This is a genomic window from Methylobacterium sp. 1030 (assembly GCF_040544715.1).
Lineage (GTDB): Bacteria > Pseudomonadota > Alphaproteobacteria > Rhizobiales > Beijerinckiaceae > Methylobacterium.
This window is the reverse complement of record NZ_JBEPKM010000001.1, coordinates 391,314-405,151: the sequence shown is the minus strand read 5'-3', so window position 1 is coordinate 405,151 and position 13,838 is coordinate 391,314. Positions and strand designations below refer to the sequence as shown.

The window sequence follows — 13,838 nt, the reverse complement described above, 5'->3', positions numbered from 1 at the left end:
CGGCTGCCATCCATCGCACGTGCGCTTGGGGCCGTGGCGTGGACGCGCTGTTCCCAGCAGCCAGACAACACACAGCAAGTCTCAATGCTGGGGAGGACCGACGTGGCCAAGAACATCCTGATCCTGGGGGCCTCCTACGGCTCGCTCCTGGGCACCAAGCTCCTAATGGCCGGTCACAACGTGACCCTGGTGTGCCGGCGGAAGACCGCGGACCTGATCAACCGCGAGGGGACCGAGGTCCGCATCAAGCTGCGCGACGAGAAGGAGCACCGCGCGATTCACTCGCGCGATCTGCCCGGCAAGGTCGACGCGATGCCGCCGGAGGACGTCGACGTGTCGCGCTACGACCTCGTCGGCCTCGCCATGCAGGAGCCGCAGTACAACAACCACACGATCCGCGTCCTCATGATCAAGATCGCGGCGGCGAAGCTGCCGTGCCTGTCGATCATGAACATGCCGCCGCTGCCCTACCTCAAGCGGATCCCGGCGCTCGCCGCCATGGACCTCGAGGACGCCTACACCAATGCCGGCGTGTGGGACCGGTTCGAGCCGGGTCTGGTGTCGCTCTGCTCCCCCGATCCGCAGGCCTTCCGGCCGCCGGAGGAGGAGGCGAACGTCCTCCACGTCGGCCTGCCGACGAACTTCAAGGCCGCGACCTTCGCGGACGAGGCCCATAACCGGCTGCTCCGGGAGCTGGAGGCCGACATCGACGCCGTGCGCCTCGACGGGCACGACGTGCCGGTGAAGCTCAAGGTGTTCGACTCGCTGTTCGTGCCGCTGGCCAAGTGGTCGATGCTGCTCACCGGCAATTACCGCTGCATCACCCCGGGCGAGCCGCAATCCATCCACGACGCCGTCCACGGCGACCTGGCGCGCTCGCGGGCGATCTACGACCACGTCGACGGTATCGCCCGGAAGCTCGGCGCCGACCCGGCCGATCAGGTGCCGTTCGAGAAGTACGCCAAGGCCGCCGAGAGCCTGCTGAAGCCGTCCTCGGCCGCGCGGGCCGTGGCGAACGGCGCGCCCTACATCGAGCGGGTCGACCTGCTGGTGAAGCTCATCTCGCACCAGCTCGGCGAGCCGAACGCCGAGATCGACCGCACCGTCGAGACCGTCGACCGCAAGCTCGACGAGCGCATCATCGAGGGCTGACGGGCGCTGCCCTCGCTTCGCTCCGTCATCACGAGCGGAGCGAAGTGACCCGGGGCGGCGCGCCATCGGTCGGCGTGGCGCCGCTGGATTGCGTCGCTGCGCCCGCAAAGACGGTGGCGAGGGCTCCAACCGGAAACGGTATCACTCCGCCAGATCCAGAAAATGCCGCCCCTGGCGGTCGTCGATCTCGACGATCCAGAGATCGGAATCGAACCGGATCTCCTTGGTCAGGCGCTCCTCCACGTCGAGCGGGCTGCCGCCGGTGACGATCGCGGCGAAGCGGCGGTCGCCGCTCTCCTCGGCCTCGAACAGCGCTTGCGGCGCCGGTCCGTAGAGGTCGGCGCTGCCGTCGAGCCGATCGACCTTCACGAAGATCGCGCCCGCCTCCGCGGATCCGCGCCGGCGCAGCACCGCCGGGATGCCCGCGACGTCCAGGCGCCGCAGATGGGCCGAGACCCAGAAATCGGAGCGCAGGCGCATGCGTCTGTAGCCCTGTGAATCGCGCGGCCCGCGCCGCGGGCGGGCGATCCGGCGCGGCGGTCTGCCCCTGAAACCCGGCCGGTTGTGAGCGGCGCAAGCCCCGCCATGCGTGAAAGCGCCGGCACGGGCAAGCGCGGATGCGCGACGCCGCACCTCTAGAGCAAACGACTCAGCGCGGCGAATAATCCGTCAAAAAATCCAGTATTCTTCGGGATTAAAAAAGAACTGAACGATGTGCGGCAGCGCACATCTATAGTATTTTCTGCTGCCTAACTGAGCAAAGGGCGCCCGAATTCGCATGCCACGATGATTTGAGGAGCAATCCGATGCGGAGAATGACCTCGCTCGCGACGCTGATCGTCGCCTGCCTGTGCTTTGCTGTGCCGTCGGCCCACGCCCGTCCGGAGACGCTCATGGATTTACTGGGCCACCGCGACTCCGCGTCCTGCCCGCGCTACCAGCGGACGCCGAGCGATGCCTGCAACATCGTCGTGCACCGGCCCGGCGGTAATCCCACGCAGGACATGACCGGATCGATCGGCCACGCGAAGTCCTGGCAGGCCAATGGCGGCCCGCGCTGCAAGACGATCTGCCGGTTCACCGGCACGCAGTACTGAGGGACGCGCTCTCACGACGACCGGCACCCGCACCGCTTCCGCGGAGCGGGCGCCGCTTCCGTCCCGCTAGCCGTGGCCCGCCCGCGCCATCAGCTCGCGCAGGGTCCGGCCCGTCGCCTCTCCAGTCACCGGCAGCTTGGCGCCGCGCTCGAACTTCTCGATCGCCGCGCGGGTGCCGGGGCCCATCGCGCCGTCGGGCTTCACCGCGTAGCCGAGCTTCGACAGCGCCTTCTGGGCGCGCAGCACCGGATCGCCGTCCTTCTCGGACTTTGCCGCCTTGGCGTCCGTCTCCTTCGCGGCCGGCTTGGCGGCCGGCCGAACCGGCGACGCCTTCGGGGTGACCGAGGCGGTGGTCTCCTCGGACCGGATCAGCTCGCCGATCGCGTCCCGGGCCGCCGGCTTGGCGGGGACCGGCGCGGCGGCGCGGTCGGCCTCGATGACCCGCACCGGATCCCGCGCGGGTTCCCGGAGGGCCTCCCTGGCGGCCGGCGCCGCCTCGCGGGGGGCGGGCGCCTTCTGGGCGAGCTTCGGCAGGATCGGCGCCGGGTGGCGCCCGGTCTGGTAGCCGAGGGCGTTGACGCAGACGAAGCCCGCCGCGCCGAGGGCGACGAGGCTGCCGAGAACGGCGCCCGGGCTGGTCCGGCAGGTGGCGCCCGTCGCCTTCAGCGCGCCGACGAGGACGGCGCGCCAGTCGCCCTGGACCGCGGGGTGGCGCGGCGCGGCGCGGCGCGCGCGGCCGGGTTCGCCCGGTACGGTGATCTCGCGGTAGCCTGACATCATGTCTCCTTCCGGGGATCTTCGGGTCAGCCGGTGCGGCGCAGGACCGGGTCGGCCGGGGCCGCGGCGAGGCCCGGCTCCGCGTCGAACAGGCCGAGCGGCAGGCGCACCACGCGGCGGGGCGCCGGGGCGCCGCGCACGGCCGTGCGGATCGGGGCCGGGCCGTGGGCGGCCGCGGGGGCCTGGCAGACGAGGGGCAAGGTGACGGTCACCACCGTCCCGGCCTGGGGCGCGCTCTCGATCAGCAGGGAGCCGCCGTGGAGGCCGACGAGGCCCTGGACCACCGACAGGCCGAGGCCGGTGCCCTCGTGCTGGCGCTTGTAGCCGCCGCTCCCGGCCTGGAAGAACGGTGTGCCGAGCTTGGGCAGGTCGTCCGCGCCGATGCCGACGCCCGTATCGGCCACGACGATGTCCAGGGTGCCGACGCCGCGCCGCAGGGACAGGTCGATGCGGCCGCCCGCCGGGGTGAACTTCACGGCGTTCGAGATGAGGTTGATCAGCACCTGCCGGCAGGCGGCGGGATCGGCCGTGATCTCCACCGGTCCCGACGGGGCGGCGGTGACGACGACGCCGGCGGCGTCGGCCTTCAGGCGCATCATGTCGCAGCAGGCCCGGAGCAGGTCCGCGATGTCGAACGCCTCGGGGGCGCAGTCGAAGTTGCCGCTCTGGATCCGGCTCATGTCGAGCAGAGTGTTGACGACGCCGAGCAGGTGGTGGCCGGAGGCGCCGATGATGCCGGCATATTCCCGCGCCTGGACCGGTCCGAGGCTGACGGCGCCTTCGCCGGCGAGGACCTCGGAGAAGCCGATGATCGCGTTGAGCGGCGTGCGCAGCTCGTGGGTGACGTTGGCCAGGAACCGGCCCTTGATCGCGTCGGCCCGCTCGGCCTCGGCGCGGGCGCGCTCCAGCTCGACGGCGTGCCGGTGGTGCTCGGTCATGTCGCGGGTGACCGCCACGACCGCCGTGGCGGCGTCGTGCGCGCCGTGCTCGATCCGGTGGGCGCGCATCTCGGCGTAGATCAGGCTCGCGCCGTCGGCGCGGCCGGTCTCGGGCTCGACGTGCAGGCGCAGGGGCAGGGTCGCGGGCCGTCCGGTCGCGGCGACGTCGCTCACCGCCTTGAGGAAGGCCGGGCGGTCGGCGACGTGGACGCGCTCCAGCAGGCCGTGGCCGCGCAGGCGGGCCGGGTCGCTGCCCAGGAGCCGGACGGCCGAGACCGAGGCCTCCAGCACGCGGCCGTTGCGGTCGTGCCAGGTCACGAGGTCGTCGATCGCCGAGAGCAGCAGCCGGTCGCGGGCCTCGTTGTCGCGCAGTCGCTCGCGCCAGACGCCCTCGTTGCGCATGTGCTCCAGGGCCTGGGCCGCGACGTGGCCGATCGCCGTGATGGCGAAGGCCGGCAGGGCGATCGCGGCCGAGATGTCCATGACCGGCAGGGAGCCGGCCCAGGCGCCGAGGGCCACCACGGTCAGGACGCCGAGGACCGCCATCGCGGCGGCCGCGATCGTCGCGCGGAGCGAGCCGGAGACCAGCGCCTCCAGGGGGATCGCCACGAGCCAGACCGCGGCGGGCGAGGTGACGCCGCCGGTGACGCCCGCCAGGGCGACGACGAGGCCGGTCAGGCCCGCCGACGAGACCGCGTGGGCGACCCAGAGGGAGCCGGTGCGGGTGAGGAGGACGGCGGCGAAGACCGGCAGCAGCAGGCTCGCGATCGCCAGGACCTCGAAGCCCGACGGCACCCCGCGCCACAGCAGGTAGGGCGGCAGCCCGGCCATCATCACGGCGCCGGTCGCCAGCCGCGACACCAGGAAGCGCTGGTGGCGCGCGCGGGCGGCCGGGTTGTCGGCCGCGGATTCGTGGACGAGGCCCGCGAGCCGGTCGTCGATCAGCGACGTCAGGACAGTCTTGATGGTCAAGGTTGGCACGCGTCGCGCTGGCTGCGTTCCCGCATCCGTCGCGCCTCCGGTTCGACTTCGAACGACTACCGGACGGTCGCAGAGCCGGCTTAAACGAGTGTTGCGGGACTTGTCCGAATGGTCGGGATGCTTTCCGCGAGGTAACCAGCCGATCGCGAACAAGCTTCATTCACCATCGTGCGGGAAAGCTCGGGTCGGTAGAGGCCCGGTTCACGAAATCCGTCGAATGCTTCGCGCGATCTCGAGCGGAGAAACCGTTCCATGACCGTCCTGCTGCGCGCCGCGCTGGTGATCGGTGTGCTCTCCTACTTCGCCATGCTTCGCACCGGAGCGGACCCGGCCGCGGAGGCCCGCAGGCTCGCCGGGGCGGTCCCGAGCGCCCAGGCGGTCGTGCCGGCCGCCCTGGAGGCGGTCCCGCCCGAGACCCGGGAGCGGGCGGTCCGCGCCGTGCTGGCCCGCGGCCTGATGGCGGAGCTGAGCCGCCGCGCCGCGGAGGCGCCCTCGAACGACACCCTGCAGGAGACGGACCGGCAGCCCGCTTGGCGGGGCGCCGATCCGGAGAGTGATCCGCAGAGCGATCCCCGGACCGGCCCGCGCTGACGGCCGGCCGGTCAGCCCGGCTCCCCGCCGCTCGCCGTCCGGGCCCGCGCCGGCAGGGGCGGCCGCTGCGCGGCGACGCGCTCGGCGCCCTGGCGCAGCTTGGCCTCCGGGCCGTGTGCCGGCTGATGGGCCTCGCTCCGACCGCGCTCGGCGAGCGGCCGGTCGAGGATCGCGGCGATCAGGTCCCGCGAGGCCGGACGGCTCACGGTGCGGAACAGCCGGACCAGATCGGCGACGCGCTCGGCCGAGCGCGCCACCCCCTGGTTGAGGGTCAGGAAGATGTAGACCGCCTCCTCCTCGTGCAGGCCGGCGGCCCGCAGGCCGAGGGTCAGGAGGTCGTAGCGGGTGCCCGCGTCGGCGACCACGGTCAGGAAATCGCGGGGCAGGCCGAGCCCGTCGGCCAGCGCCGCCATGAAGGCGGGAACGTCGCGAGCGGCGGACAGGCCGGTCAGGGTCTCGCCGAGGCCGCGGGGCGGCGGCGGGCAGGGGCGCAGGGCGGCGGTCGCCTCGACGGCCCGGCCGATCACCGTGCGGCGCATCGGGTCGGCGTGCAGGTACAGGGGCACGAGGTCGGCGGCCGAAACGTCGGGCCGGACCAGCAGCAGCCGGGCGAGGTCGGGGGCGGTGCGGCCGCGGTCCACGAGCCGCGACAGGGCCGCGCCCCGCAGGGTGTGGCCGAGATTGGCCGCCAGCGCGCGGTCGATCTTGGGGCGGCCCTCGCGGGAGAGTTCGTCCACCGCCTCCCGGCTCAGCCCGGCCCGGGCGGCGATGCGGGCGGCGATGTCCGACCCCTCGGCCAGGGCCGCCTCGATCAGGCGGTGGCTCAGGGTCGGGGCCAGCTCCACCACCGCATCGCGGGCACCGCCGCCGCGCAGGGCGAGCGCCTCCAGCACCGCGGGCGGCGTCTCGGGGCAGGGGGCCAGCTTGCGGGCCACGACCCGGGCCGTCTCCTCGTCCACCGTCGGGATGAGTCCGCAGGCCAGGGACTCGAAGATCTCGATCTCGGTCCGGTCCCGGGCCGCGGCCCGGACGAACAGGTCCGTCTGAACCCGGAGGATCACCGGCTTGAGATCGAGATTCTCGATGCGTGACAGTTCGAGGAGCCCGGACAGGTCCGGCGGAGCATCGACGGAAGGGGGCATGGAGGATCGGTTACGCAAGACTGCAGTAAGGTCACGCTAACCGCATCGACGTGAATCGACCTTTAAACCGCCTCCGCGGCGACCGTGCCGTCCTGCGCCAGGATGGCACCGGCGCGGTCCCGCCCCGGCCGGACCGTCAGCGCATCCGTCAGCGCGTCAGCCAGAGCACGAGGCCGAGCCCCACGGCGGCCGCGACGATGATGCCGGCGTAGAGCGGCAGGACCCAGGGCTGCCGCTGGTGCGGGTAACCCTTGGCCGCCCGCTCCGAGGGCGCCCGCTCGTTCTGCCGGGCGATCCGGACCTCCCGGGGCGTCGGCGGCGTCCCGCCGGCCTCCTCGCAGGTCCCGAGCGGGGCCGCGCCGATATCCATGTGCGGGGTCTTGTCGGCGGTGCGGCCGCTGTCGATGTCGCCCTTGAGCTGCGCGGCGGTCGGCGCCTCGGAATCCGGCGGCGGATCGCAGGGCAGGTTCGCGGGCGGTGGCGGGGTCTCGGATCGCAGCGTCATCGGGGGGCTCCACTCTCCGGGGGTAACGCCCGGTGAGCCCCGCCGGCTTCGGCCAGGATGTCGCGGATCTCAGCCGTCTCCGGTGCCCCGCTTCAGCAGCGGCCGCGCGAGCACGGTCCCTTCGTCGGCGAAGCCGGCGGCGGCGCAGAAGGCGCGCAGGGCGGCCTGGTCCGGCCCCGCGGCCAGGAGCAGCCGGTCGCAGCCCGCCTGCCGCGCCGCCCGGCCGGCCGCCTTCAGCAGGACCCGACCGATGCCCCGGCGGCGCGACTCGGCGGCGACCGCGAGGCCGGTGATCAGGCCGAAGGGCCGCGGCGCGTCCAGCGTCCGCACGGGGGCGACGGCGATGAGGCCACTCGGCGGCCCCCATTCCACGGCGACGAGGGCGATGCCGCCTTCCCGCTGCAGGGCCTCGAGCCGGGCCGCGAGGTCCGCGGCGCCGACCGCGACCCCGACCTCGCTGAGCAGCGCCGCGAGACCCGCGGCGTCCGGCCCCGCGGCGGCGCGGATCTCCAGCCCGTAGCGATTGCCCAAATCCCGCTCCCGATCGGCATGTCCGGCGCATGCATGTCCGGCGGTTCAACGCGTGGCGACGCCTCTCGACACGGCGCGTCGCGCTCCTGAGGCTCAAACGCGGCGCCATCCCGCAGATCGCGATCACCGCGGGATCGGCTCCGTCGCGCGCGGCGCCGTCGTGATGCGGCGCGCGCGGAACGCGCCGGGCCGTCCGCGCTTTGCTCTCCCGTCGGCGGATCGGGGAGCGCGCAGCATGGCGGGGCGGGTGACGGATCGAGCCTCCGAAGGGGAGGCCGGCCAGGCGCGGCCGGAGACAGCGCCGGCGCCCGAGGGGCCGGGCCCGCGGCCCGGCATGACCGAGGCAGAGGTCGGGCCGGAGATCGGGGCGGAGGCCGAGGCGGTCGAGCGGCACAAGGCCGAGACGGAGATCGCCGCGGGCGACGTGGCCGACGACCTCGCCGATTTCGCGTAACGGACCGGCGCGCGGGTCGCGCGCCGGCCGGTAACCACGAGCCCGGGCGTTGCCGGGCTCAGGCCGGGCTCAGGCCGTCTCCTTGGCCTTGCGGGTGCGGCTGGCGCGCTTCGGCTTCTCGGCCACTTCCGCGACGGGCTCGGGCTCGGGCGCCGGGGCGGCGGACTTGCGGCGCTGCTGGCCGAGGCCGAGGCTGCGGGCGAGTTCCGAGCGCTGGGCCGAGTAGCTCGCGGCCGTCGACGGATAGTCGCGCGGCAGCCCGAAGCGCTCGCGATACTGCTCGATCGTCAGGCCGTTGCGCGACAGGTGCCGCTTGAGCGTCTTGTACGGCTTGCCGTCGATGAACGAGATCAGGGCGTCCGGCGTCACCGACTTGCGGATCTGGGCCGGCGTCGGCTTGTCGGCCGCCTCGGTGACCGTCGCCGTGGGGGCGGACAGCTTCGTCAGCGCGGCGTGAACGCCGGCGAGCAGACCGGGCAATTCGCTGATCGGCACGGAATTGTTCGAGACATACGCCGAGACGATGTCGGACGCCTGCTCGATAAAGGTCTGCTGCTGCTCAGTGGCGTTGTCGTCCATCGATGATTCCCTCTATCCGACCGTCGTGAGACGGTTCTAACGTCTGTGCAGCAAAATCAAGTCGTCGTCGAGCATTTCCCTACACAATGCCCCCGCCATGAACACGCATATTATTCAAACCGTGGGTCGAGCTGAAATCGACCGTCGAGCAAACCGACACCCCGGAGCCGAAGTTGGACGAGACCGGGCGACGCGGACGGGCGCCGGTTATGCCTTCCGCCGCGATCTCGCCGCGGGCTTCCTCTGCGAAGATCCGTCTCCGGTCTGATGAGAGGCGCAGAACTTCACGCGGCGGCCCGCCGCGATGTCCCGTGAGCCTTCGGGACGGGACGAACGTTTCGGCCGGACTGTCACGTGATCTGCCGCGGACCGGTCATGGCCTCGGAGGCGGCCGGGCGATAAGGATCCGGGCGGGGCAGGATCCGGGGCGATCGGCGTGGACCAGCAAGGGGATCACCAAGTGGATCAGCAAGTGGATCAGCGCTCGGAGACGGGCACCGTCTTCGGCGCCATCATCCCGTTCGTGGATCACTGCGGGATCGAGGCGCTCGACGTGCGCGCGGGCCGGACGCGGCTGCGCCTCGCCCTGCGGCCGGAGCACGCCAACAACCTCGGCATCGCCCATGGCGGCGCGCTCTGCACCCTGCTCGACGTCGCCCTGGGGACGGCGGCGCGGCTGCGGGCGGGGCGCCCCGTGGTGACCCTCGACATGCAGACCCGTTTCCTCGCCCCCGGCCGCGGCGTCCTGACCGCCGAGGGACGGGTCACCCGGGCGGGGCGGTCGGTGATCTTCTGCGAGGCCGAGATCCGCGACGAGGCCGGGGAGCTGGTGGCGACCGCCACGGGGCTGCTCAAGCCCGTCGGCGAGCGGCCGGCGCTCGCGTAGGGGCCGCGTAGGGGCCGCGTAGGGGCGTTGTCGCCGGTCGGGACACCGGCGCGGGAGCCCTGCGCGCGAGCCCTGCGCGCCCGTGCGGGGCCGCGACCGCATTGACGTGCGCCCGGCAGGGTGGAAAAGCCTGTGTCATGACGATGCCGGACGACGCGCGCGCAGCCCTGGCTGCGCCTCCCTCCGAGGCCGACGTGACGGCCATGAAGTCCGAGGCCGCGGCGTGGTTCGAGACGCTGCGCGACCGGATCGTCGCCGCTCTGGAGACCCTCGAGGCGGAGGCGGCGGGCCCGTTCCACCCCGACGCGCCCGAGGGCCCCGGGACGTTCGAGAAGACCCCGTGGAACCGGACCGACCATACCGGGCGGCCGGGCGGCGGCGGCGTCATGGCGATGCTGCGGGGCCGCGTCTTCGAGAAGGCCGGCGTGCACATCTCGACGGTGCACGGCGAGTTCGCGCCGGAATTCCGCGCCCAGATGCCCGGCGCCGCCGAGGATCCGCGCTTCTTCGCCACCGGCATCTCGCTGATCGCCCATCCGTGGAACCCGCACGTGCCGACGGTGCACATGAACACCCGGTTCGTCGCGACGACGCGGGCGTGGTTCGGGGGCGGGGCCGACCTGACGCCGGTGCTCGACCGGCGCCGCACGCAGGACGATCCGGACAGCCGCCACTTCCACGCCTGCCTGGCGCGGGCCTGCGCGGCGCACGGCATCGACCACGCCCGCTACAAGGCGTGGTGCGACGAGTATTTCCACCTCAAGCACCGGAACGAGCCGCGCGGCATCGGCGGGATCTTCTACGATTACCTCTGGAGCGGGACGCCGCAGGCCGACCTCGCCTACACCCGCGACGTGGGCCGGGCCTTCCTGGAGGCCTACCCGAAGATCGTGCGCGACAATCTCGGCACGCCCTGGACCGAGGCGGACCGCCACGAGCAGCAGGTGCGGCGGGGCCGCTACGTGGAGTTCAACCTGCTCTACGACCGGGGCACGATCTTCGGCCTGAAGACGGGCGGCAACGTCGCCTCCATCCTCTCCTCGATGCCGCCGACCGTGCGCTGGCCGTGAGTGCGGGTCTGCCGGCCGCCTACGCGCCGCAGCAGGACGCGGCGCTGAAGGCGATCGCCGCGTGGCGGCGGGACGGGGGATCGCAGGTGTTCCGGCTGTTCGGCTATGCCGGCACCGGCAAGACGACGCTCGCCCGCCGGATCGCCGAGGATGTCGACGGCACGGTGGTCTACGGGGCCTTCACCGGCAAGGCGGCCTCGGTGATGCGCCAGAAGGGCTGCTACGACGCCGCCACGATCCACTCGCTGATCTACCGCACCAAGGAGGCGGAGGAGGGCGGGCCGACCTTCACGCTGAACCGCTCGGGCCCGGCCGCCAAGGCGGACCTGATCATCATCGACGAGTGCTCGATGGTCGATTCCGACCTCGGCAACGATCTCTTGTCCTTCGAGCGGCCGGTCCTCGTCCTGGGCGACCCGGCGCAGCTGCCGCCGGTGCGCGGCGGCGGCTTCTTCACCGAGGCCGAGCCCGACGTGATGCTCACCGAGGTGCACCGGCAGGCCAAGGACGACCCGATCGTCCGCATGGCCATGACCGTGCGCGAGGGCGGCCGGCTGGAGCTCGGCAGCTACGGGCAGAGCCGGATCGTGTCGCGCCGCGCCCTGGATCCGGCCGAGGTGCTCGAGTGCGATCAGGTGCTGGTCGGCTTGAACAAGACCCGCCGCCTCTACAATGCACGGCTGCGGGAGCTCGCCGGCCACACGGACCCGATGCCGGCGATCGGCGAGAAGCTGGTCTGCCTGCGCAACGACCGGGTGAAGGGCCTGCTCAACGGCTCGACCTGGACCGTGCAGGCCCTGCGCGCGCCGCCGCGTCCGGACCTGATCCGCCTCGACGTGGTGCCGGAGGACGACCCGGCGCTCCGCCGGAAGCCCACCGACATCAAGGTGCTGCGCGCGATGATCTCCGGCACGGACGAGGAGATCCCGCTGTTCCTGCGGCGCGAGACGGACGAGTTCACCTACGGCTACGCGCTGACGGTGCACAAGGCTCAAGGGTCGCAGTGGGATCGGGTCACGCTGTTCGACGAATCCTACGCGTTCCGCGAGCACCGGGCGCGCTGGCTCTACACCGGCCTGACCCGCGCGGCGCAGGCGATCACCGTGGTGGTCTGATCCGGCGCCGCGCGACGTCTCGCTTGTGAAGCGGGACCACGCGTGCTACGCACCGCCCGTCTCATCGAGGCACCTTGCGGAGAGGTGGCAGAGCGGTTGAATGCACCGCACTCGAAATGCGGCATGCCTGCAAGGGCATCGGGGGTTCGAATCCCCCCCTCTCCGCCACGTACTTGAATTTAATCGTTGATTTAACTGAGTCTTCTGACGGGGTTGCAGTAGCCGGCCCACGTTGCGCCCTACATTTCGAAACGGCTTGTACCGGATGTAGATTGACGATGTGCCCGCGCGCGAGGGCGAACCCGTTGCTCGCTATCATCACCAAGGCCGATTTCTTCGAGAGTCATTCTGATAGCGCAGCCGGGGCGAGGACCCATGCGGCAGCGGTCATGCTCGCTGCCGGACACATGACTATAGTGATTGGGAGTTCAGATCCGCCCACCGACAGTCAGCGTGAGAGGGCGAGTCGCATCCCGATGACCGGCTCGATCTTGCCCCAGAAGAACGCCGAGTACTGCTCCGCGCGATCGGCCGGGCCGGCGTAGCCAAGTTGGTCAGAGGCCGACCTCGGCGAGTTTTGGCTCGCGACTGCCGATGGTACGCTGATAGGCGAGCGCGAGATGCTCGCCGAGCGCGTCGGCCAGTATCTTCTCACATCGAGTATGGGTGGTGTCTCGTGACCTGACCGGCTGGCTTTGGACCGGGCTGATTGAGAGGATCAGCCAGGACCGAAGGCGTCGGACCTGCGGCGAGGTCAGAAGACGAGCGGGCAGCAGGTCGTGCTGAAGCTGCGCCAGATCGAGGTGCAGACGGCACAAGGCAAAAGCTTGGCGCTGGCGTGCGAGGAGGCGGAGATCTCTGAGCAGAGCGACTCACGCTGGCGCAAGGAGTACGGCGGCCTCCAAGTCGACCAAGCCAGGAAAATGAAGCAGTTGGAGCGCGAGAACGCTCGGTTACGGCGGCTCGTGGCGGACCTGTCTTTGGAAAAGCAGGTACTGGCGGACGTCGCCTCGGGAAACTTGTAGCCCCCGAGCGGCTCCGGCAGGCGGTCGATGGCATCCGGGAGAAGTACGGCCTCTTCCGAACGTCACGCCTGCCGGATCGTCGGCCTGCACCGGGGCACGCAGCCCTACGTGCCCACGCTACGTGCCCACACTGCCGGCCGACGCGGATGCGCTGACCCGCGCCATCATGGCCCTGGCGTCCGAGTACGGCGCGACAGATACCGCCGTTTCACCGCGCTGCTGCAGGCAAACGGCTGGCCGGTGGGCAAGGATCGGGTTCATCCTTCGAGAACCTCAGGACGAGGGCATCTGGCCTCGCGAGGGGCTGAAGGTCCCCCGGGAGCACCGGCCGCGCAGCCGTATCTGGCTGACCGACGGCTCATGCGTGCGACTGCGGCCGCTCCGCCGCAGCCATGTGGGGAGCTTCGACTTCGTGCAGGCGCAGACACATGACGGGCGCAGCTTGCGCGTCCTGACGCTGATCGATGAGCACAGTCGGACATGCCTGGCGCTGAAGGTGGCCCGACGCATCAACAGCGTAGGTGTGATCGAGACGCTGGCCGATGCGATGTGCCTGCACGGCCTCCCGGAGCACATCCGCTGCGATAACGGCCCCGAGCTGATCTCGAAGGCGCTGCGCAAATGGGTCGCCAAGACGGGGCCACAGATTCAGTACATCGCACCCGGCTCGCCGTGGGAGAGCGTGTACTGTGAGAGCTTCAACGGTAGGCTGCGCGACGAGTGCCTACGCCAAGAGATCTTCTGCTCGCTGAAGGAGGCGCAGATCGTGATTGGTCGATGACAATCTACCTACAACCGCGTCCGACCGCATTCGTCGATTGGCTATCGGCCACCTGCGCCTGTCAGCTTCCCAGATCTGGCCTTCCGGCTCTCCATGGCCGCCACCATGCAGTAGTCTCTCAATCGGCTCGGTCCAAAATACCGGTCAGGTCAAGGAGACACCCGAACCGAGGCTATGAAGATGGGGGCATATGCGGACGTTCCGCTGGCGACCC

The 13,838-nt window shown here is 71.4% G+C and carries 13 protein-coding genes, 1 tRNA gene and 1 pseudogene; 8 read left to right on the top strand and 7 right to left on the bottom strand.

Annotation, left to right across the window (positions count from 1 at the left end):
- Positions 1-102 precede the first annotated feature (102 nt).
- Positions 103-1,152: a ketopantoate reductase family protein gene (locus ABIC30_RS01945; protein ID WP_026604621.1), complete on the top strand. Its 1,050-nt coding sequence runs from the start codon at positions 103-105 to the stop codon at positions 1,150-1,152.
- Between the two features lie 141 nt (positions 1,153-1,293).
- On the opposite strand, the gene ABIC30_RS01940 is transcribed toward ABIC30_RS01945, so the two are convergent.
- The gene (locus ABIC30_RS01940; RefSeq protein ID WP_020091141.1) at positions 1,294-1,632 is read right to left on the bottom strand and encodes a DUF1491 family protein; all 339 of its coding nucleotides are present in this window, start codon (positions 1,630-1,632) and stop codon (positions 1,294-1,296) included.
- A 326-nt stretch (positions 1,633-1,958) separates the two neighbouring features.
- On the opposite strand from ABIC30_RS01940, the gene ABIC30_RS01935 reads away from it, so the two are divergent.
- Entirely contained in the window at positions 1,959-2,249 is a 291-nt protein-coding gene (locus ABIC30_RS01935; protein WP_026604620.1) for a hypothetical protein, read from the top strand.
- A 66-nt stretch (positions 2,250-2,315) separates the two neighbouring features.
- Here ABIC30_RS01935 and ABIC30_RS01930 read toward each other — a convergent pair whose 3' ends face one another.
- A complete protein-coding gene (locus ABIC30_RS01930; protein WP_026604619.1) occupies positions 2,316-3,026 on the bottom strand; it encodes a peptidoglycan-binding domain-containing protein in 711 nt (236 codons plus the stop codon).
- Positions 3,027-3,052: 26 nt separating this feature from the next.
- Positions 3,053-4,945, bottom strand: coding sequence for a sensor histidine kinase (locus tag ABIC30_RS01925; RefSeq protein ID WP_026604618.1), 1,893 nt, complete (start codon positions 4,943-4,945; stop codon positions 3,053-3,055).
- Between the two features lie 252 nt (positions 4,946-5,197).
- Here ABIC30_RS01925 and ABIC30_RS01920 point away from each other — a divergent pair, with 252 nt between their 5' ends.
- Positions 5,198-5,536: a hypothetical protein gene (locus ABIC30_RS01920; protein ID WP_020091137.1), complete on the top strand. Its 339-nt coding sequence runs from the start codon at positions 5,198-5,200 to the stop codon at positions 5,534-5,536.
- 11 nt (positions 5,537-5,547) lie between these two features.
- Here the strand turns inward: ABIC30_RS01920 and ABIC30_RS01915 are convergent, their stop codons facing one another.
- The 4 genes from ABIC30_RS01915 to ABIC30_RS01900 all read right to left on the bottom strand — a co-directional run bounded on the left by ABIC30_RS01915 (position 5,548) and on the right by ABIC30_RS01900 (position 8,747).
- The gene (locus ABIC30_RS01915; protein WP_354453758.1) at positions 5,548-6,678 is read right to left on the bottom strand and encodes a DUF2336 domain-containing protein; all 1,131 of its coding nucleotides are present in this window, start codon (positions 6,676-6,678) and stop codon (positions 5,548-5,550) included.
- 148 nt (positions 6,679-6,826) lie between these two features.
- The gene (locus tag ABIC30_RS01910) at positions 6,827-7,183 is read right to left on the bottom strand and encodes a hypothetical protein (protein ID WP_020091135.1); all 357 of its coding nucleotides are present in this window, start codon (positions 7,181-7,183) and stop codon (positions 6,827-6,829) included.
- A gap of 69 nt (positions 7,184-7,252) precedes the next feature.
- Positions 7,253-7,714 carry a GNAT family N-acetyltransferase gene (locus ABIC30_RS01905; protein ID WP_020091134.1) on the bottom strand — a complete coding sequence of 154 codons (462 nt, stop codon included), beginning with the start codon at positions 7,712-7,714 and terminating at the stop codon, positions 7,253-7,255.
- A 523-nt stretch (positions 7,715-8,237) separates the two neighbouring features.
- Positions 8,238-8,747 carry a Ros/MucR family transcriptional regulator gene (locus ABIC30_RS01900; RefSeq protein ID WP_020091131.1) on the bottom strand — a complete coding sequence of 170 codons (510 nt, stop codon included), beginning with the start codon at positions 8,745-8,747 and terminating at the stop codon, positions 8,238-8,240.
- A gap of 472 nt (positions 8,748-9,219) precedes the next feature.
- Here ABIC30_RS01900 and ABIC30_RS01895 point away from each other — a divergent pair, with 472 nt between their 5' ends.
- From ABIC30_RS01895 to ABIC30_RS01875, 5 genes and pseudogenes are all read left to right on the top strand, one after another.
- A complete protein-coding gene (locus ABIC30_RS01895; protein WP_020091130.1) occupies positions 9,220-9,633 on the top strand; it encodes a PaaI family thioesterase in 414 nt (137 codons plus the stop codon).
- A 137-nt stretch (positions 9,634-9,770) separates the two neighbouring features.
- Complete coding sequence (gene hemF / locus ABIC30_RS01890) at positions 9,771-10,703, top strand: oxygen-dependent coproporphyrinogen oxidase (protein WP_020091129.1); 933 nt, start codon at positions 9,771-9,773, stop codon at positions 10,701-10,703.
- Positions 10,700-11,818, top strand: a complete 1,119-nt coding sequence (locus tag ABIC30_RS01885; RefSeq protein ID WP_012321591.1) for an ATP-dependent DNA helicase — start codon at positions 10,700-10,702, stop codon at positions 11,816-11,818. Before hemF ends, ABIC30_RS01885 begins: the two co-directional genes overlap by 4 nt.
- Positions 11,819-11,896: 78 nt before the next feature.
- Positions 11,897-11,986 (top strand) — tRNA-Ser (locus tag ABIC30_RS01880).
- A 575-nt stretch (positions 11,987-12,561) separates the two neighbouring features.
- Positions 12,562-13,738: pseudogene (locus tag ABIC30_RS01875) on the top strand (IS3 family transposase).
- Positions 13,739-13,838: the final 100 nt, after the last annotated feature.